This is a genomic window from Zoogloea sp. 1C4, assembly GCF_009469605.1.
Lineage (GTDB): Bacteria > Pseudomonadota > Gammaproteobacteria > Burkholderiales > Rhodocyclaceae > Zoogloea > Zoogloea oryzae.
Genome location: NZ_SSXU01000083.1, coordinates 1 through 368 on the forward strand (window position 1 = coordinate 1; position 368 = coordinate 368).

Here is a 368-nt window from a genome sequence, read left to right on the forward strand (position 1 = left end):
GAAGAACTGATAAATATTATTATTAAAATGCAGATAGATATTCGAGAAGAAAGAGATGAAATCTATCGCAGACATTTATCAGATACTTTATGGGGTTAATTCATTCACTTAAATAAATCAATTATTAACAATTAAAATCAAAAGAATTATGAAGAATTTTATGAATTTTGTAGGAATTATGTTAGGTGCATCAATGTTGTGTGACAAAGTAACTGATGGAGGTTATAACTTTGAAGCTGGAATGAAACATCAAGAAGAAAAAGATGGTAAAGTTGAAGCATCAGCAGTTACTGAAGCAAAGAAACAGATCCAACAAGAACAACTTGAACGTGAATCTCGTGCAGCAAAGGGTAGAATTCAGGATTGCG

1 protein-coding gene is annotated in these 368 nt (G+C 31.2%); it reads left to right on the forward strand.

Annotation, left to right across the window (positions count from 1 at the left end; translation table 11 throughout):
• Positions 1–160 precede the first annotated feature (160 nt).
• A partial coding sequence (locus GH681_RS23455; RefSeq protein WP_194271326.1) for a hypothetical protein occupies positions 161–368 on the forward strand: 208 nt, incomplete at its 3' end.